Here is a 4,558-nt window from a genome sequence, read left to right as displayed (position 1 = left end):
GGTATCCGCCAGCACCCCCATTCCGGCGCAACTCCCGGCTGACCGTCGAGCGGTCCCGGCCCAGTCGCCTGGCGATCTCCGCCTGCGGCAGCCCTTCTCTCTGCCATGTGTAGATCTGAAGCCGTTCGCCTGCAGTGAGATCAACATAACTGGCCATACAACGCTATTCTCCTCATAGCGTTGCACTTGCAAGTGGAACTCATGGAGGGCACGGGCCTGGCGGGGGCGTGGTAACATTAAGGATTGTGGAGCCCACCGACGACAGGCCCAAATCGGCGCCGATCGGCGTCCTCAAGGCGCTCTCGACCGGCTTCGAGCGGGTAGCTGCCCGCCCGGCGCTGCTGCTGCCGCCGATGCTGCTGGACCTCTTCCTATGGTTTGGCCCGCGGCTCGGAATTCGGGGCATGATTGAGGCCTGGAGCGGACAGGTGTTCGCCCCGGCGGTAGTCGATCCCGTGCTCTCCGAACAAGCGCGAGCGGCACAGACCATGATGAGCGAGCTGGCCAGGCGTTTCAGCCTGATGGTGGGCCTGAGCCCGACACTGGGCGGGGTTCCCAGCCTGATGGCTGCTCGACTGCCGCTGGCCTCGCCGGTGGGAACTGGCGAACCGGTGCAGGTGGTTGAACCCGTGAGCGCACTCGGGATGTGGCTGGCATTCATGGTGTTGGGGCTAGGGATCGGAGCGGTGTTCAACCGGGTGGTGGCCAGCCAGGTTGCCGGTCCGGAGGCGACAGCCCCGCTGGGGCGGATCTGGCTGCGCTTCATCTGGATGACGCTGGCGCTGTATCTGGGGATCGCCATCATCGGCCTGCTGTTGCTGCTGGTGGCGGCGGTGGGGGCGATGATCACCCCGATCCTCTCGTTCTTCCTGGTGATGGGCGGCCTCGGGCTGCTCTTCTGGCTGGCGGTGTATCTGGCTTTCACGCCGCATGGCATCGTGCGCTACGGGTTCGGCCTGCTGCGGGCGATGGCCGATAGCATGTTGGTGGTACGGTTCAATCTGCTGGCGGCCCTCGGTTTCCTGGCGGTCAGTTCGTTGATCAGCTCGACGGCGAACCTGGTGTGGGCGATGCCGCCGGAGGAGTCGTGGTTAACCATGCTGGCTGTGCTCGGACACGCTTTTGTCAGCGCCATGCTGCTGACGGGGAGCTATGCCTTCTACCAAAGCCGGCATGACTGGATGACGGCGATGCGTCTCGGGCGGCGCGTCGGTGCTCCGCCGCCGATCGTTGGCGGATCTCAAGCAGAGTGAGGGTTGCCTGTGGCGAAGAACGTGGACAAGGTCAGCAGCTACGCCGCCAAGGACATCCAGGTGCTGGAGGGTCTGGAGGCGGTGCGTCGCCGCCCGGGCATGTACGTCGGTGGGACGGACGTCAAGGCCCTGCACCATCTGGTGTACGAAGTGGTGGACAACTCGATTGACGAAACGCTGGCGGGGGCGTGTGACCGGATCGACGTAGTCATCCATGCCGACACCTCGGTGACGGTGATCGACAACGGCCGAGGCATACCGGTTGACCTGCATCCCGAGAAGAAGAAGCCGGCGCTCGAGATCGTGATGACGGTCCTGCACGCCGGCGGAAAGTTTGGCGGAGGCGGCTACAAGGTCTCAGGCGGCCTGCACGGGGTCGGTGTCTCGGCGGTGAATGCCCTGTCCGAGTGGTGTGAGGCCGAGGTCCGGCGCGATGGGCAGATCCACTTCCAGCGCTATGAGCGCGGCGCGCCGATGGGCCCGGTCAGGGCGATCGGGAATACGGCCAAGGGCGAGACCGGGACCAAAATCACCTTCAAGTTCGACCGGCAGATCTTCAAGGATGAGTCGGACTACCGGTTTGAGACCCTGGTGCAGCGCTTCCGCGAGATGGCCTTTGTCACCCGCGGCGTGACCATCTATCTGCTCGACGAGCGTGACGGCCGCGAGATGTCCTTCTATTTTGAGGGAGGGATCACCTCCTTCGTGCGCTACCTCAACCGCAACCGCGGGGTGCTGCACCCGGTGGTGTTTGCCGACAAGGAAGTGGATGGGACCGGGATCGAGGTGGCGCTGCAGTACACCGACGCCTATACCGAGTCTGTGTATTCGTTCGCCAACACCATCAACACCGTGGACGGCGGAACGCACTTGACCGGGCTGCGGGCGGCGATCACGCGCACGATCAACGACTACGCCCGCAAGGCCAGCTTGCTGAAGGATGCCGACTCGAACTTCTCGGGGGATGACACGCGCGAGGGCCTGACGGCGATCGTCTCTGTCAAGCACCGCGATCCCCAGTTCGAGAGTCAGACCAAGGTGAAGCTGATGAATGCCGAGGCCCAGACGCAGGTCCAACAGGTCCTGGGCGAGGCGTTCAGCGAGTTTCTCGAGCAGAACCCGAAGGCGGGCAAGGCCATCGTGCAGAAGTGTCTGACCTCGGCCCGGGCGCGGGACGCCGCCCGCAAGGCGCGCGACCTGGTGATCCGCAAGAGCGCCCTGGAGAGCCTGACACTGCCGGGCAAGCTGGCCGACTGCTCTGAGCGGGATCCGAATCGCTGCGAGCTGTACATTGTCGAGGGGGATTCGGCGGGAGGCTCGGCCAAGCAGGGGCGGGACCGTCACTTCCAGGCGATCCTGCCGCTGCGCGGCAAGATCCTGAACACCGAGCGGGCGCGACTGGATAAGATCCTCTCCAACAATGAAGTGAAGTCGCTGATCTCGGCGCTGGGCACGGGGATCGGCGAGGGATACGACCTGGCGGGGCTGCGGTATGGACGGGTGATCATCATGACCGATGCCGACGTCGACGGCAGCCACATCCGGACCCTGCTGCTCACCTTCTTCTTCCGCTACATGCCGGAGCTGGTGGAGAACGGGCACCTGTACATCGCCCAGCCGCCGCTCTACCGCCTGGCCTACAAGAACAAGGTGGCGTATGCCTATTCCGAGGCCGAGCGGGACAAGGTGCTGAAGGGCTTCGACGGGGGCGCGGACAAGGCCAGCCAGCAGCGGTACAAGGGTTTAGGGGAGATGAACCCGGTGCAGCTCTGGGAGACGACGATGGATCCCTCCAAGCGGACGCTGCTGCAAGTGACGATCGAGGATGCCGCCGCCGCCGACCGGACCTTCGACATGTTGATGGGGGAGGCCGTGCCGCCGCGGCGTCGGTTCATCCAGACTCACGCCCGCGACGTGCGCAACCTGGACGTCTGAGACAACGCCGGCCGGCGCAGGCGGCGACCGGCATGCGTGGCGTGGGGCCTGGGCGTTGCCCAGGCCCTTTCCTTACAGTTGAGGATTGGGGAAGCTTCAGGGTGGGGAAGGTGAGGAATGGGCGGGGGGGATGCCCTGCCGGATCGGGGGAGAGGCCCGTACCGGTGAGTCCAGCGGGCTGCGGACGGCCAGGCCACCGCGCTGCAGGACATGGGTGTAGATCATGGTCGTCTTGACATCCGAGTGTCCGAGCAGTTCCTGGACGGTGCGGATGTCGTAGCCGTTTTCGAGCAGGTGGGTGGCGAAGCTATGACGCAGCGTGTGGCAGCTGACGCGTTTGGTGATGCCGGTGAGGCGGGCGGCGCGGGGGATAGCGCGCTGCAGCCCGGCCGGGCCGATATGGTGGCGGCGGATGCGCCCGGTACGCGGGTCGCGTGAGGGATTGCGTGCGGGGAAGACATACTGCCAGCGCCAGTCGTAGGGGGCGTTGGGGTACTTGGACTCGAGAGCGGTGGGGAGAGCGACCCCGCCGAGGCCGAGTTCGAGGTCGCGTTGATGGAGCTGGTGGACGCGGTGCAGGTGATCCGACAGGCTAGGGAGCAGGCTTTCCGGTAGCATGGTGAACCGGTCCTTGGACCATTTGCCGTCGCGCACGGTGACCTGCAGCAGTTCGAAGTCGACGTCCTTGACGCGCAGGCGCAGGCATTCCATCAGGCGCAGGCCGCTGCCGTAGAGCAGGCGGGCGGTGAGCTGGTGGGTGCCGGTGAGGTTATTGAGGATGTGGTGGACCTCATCCCGGGAGAGGACGGTGGGCAGGCGATGGGGCCGGCGGGCGCGGACGTTGTTGAGAGGCAGTTCGACCTCAAGGCCGAGCACGCGGCGGTAGAGGAAGAGCAGGGCGGAGAGAGCCTGGTTCTGGGTTGGGGCGGCGACGTGGGCCTCGACGGCGAGGTGGGTGAGGAAGTCTTCGATTTCAGGGGCGGCCATATCGCGAGGGTGGCGCTTATTATGGAAGAGGATGAAGCGGCGTATCCATCCCAGGTAGGCGGATTCGGTGCGGATGGAGTAGTGCTGGCGTCGCAGGACGAGCTGGGTATGGTCGAGCAGGCGCGGGGCGGGCCCGGGCATAGGATCCCCCTTGAGTTGCCAGTGGGCCGGAATGCCGCTATGCTGGCTGGGAGGGGGGGCGCAGCGGGGGTGCCGCTGTCGAAGGGGCGGAGCCTTGGCCAGCCTCGGTTGGACGGGCCCAGTCGATTCGCGAACCCTTCTGCCGGTATTTCACCCCCCATCGTGCGCATTATATGATCTGTCGTCGGCGGTTTCACTCCCCCCGAGGGGGGATATTCAGAATCTATAGTTGGGCGGCACCG

General features: G+C 65.3%; 3 protein-coding genes. 2 read left to right on the top strand and 1 reads right to left on the bottom strand.

The genetic code is table 11. From position 1 onward, the window contains the following. Window positions 1-227 precede the first annotated feature (227 nt). Both MUO23_13985 and gyrB read left to right on the top strand, forming a co-directional pair. Window positions 228-1,253, top strand: coding sequence for a hypothetical protein (locus tag MUO23_13985; protein MCJ7514061.1), 1,026 nt, complete (start codon window positions 228-230; stop codon window positions 1,251-1,253). A gap of 21 nt (window positions 1,254-1,274) precedes the next feature. Continuing rightward, on the top strand, window positions 1,275-3,188 hold the full coding sequence (gene gyrB / locus MUO23_13980) for a DNA topoisomerase (ATP-hydrolyzing) subunit B (GenBank protein MCJ7514060.1): 1,914 nt from the start codon (window positions 1,275-1,277) through the stop codon (window positions 3,186-3,188). 96 nt (window positions 3,189-3,284) lie between these two features. Here gyrB and MUO23_13975 read toward each other — a convergent pair whose 3' ends face one another. Continuing rightward, window positions 3,285-4,316, bottom strand: coding sequence for an integron integrase (locus tag MUO23_13975; GenBank protein MCJ7514059.1), 1,032 nt, complete (start codon window positions 4,314-4,316; stop codon window positions 3,285-3,287). Between the last annotated feature and the right edge of the window lie 242 nt (window positions 4,317-4,558).

Source organism: Anaerolineales bacterium (assembly GCA_022866145.1).
Taxonomy (GTDB): domain Bacteria; phylum Chloroflexota; class Anaerolineae; order Anaerolineales; family E44-bin32; genus PFL42.
This window is presented reverse-complemented; position numbering and strand designations above follow the sequence as displayed.

Coding starts and splice junctions, on each gene's coding strand:
- MUO23_13975 (MCJ7514059.1), bottom strand. CDS start 4,316: ATGCCCGGGCCCGCCCCGCGCCTGCTCGACCATACCCAGCTCGTCCTG.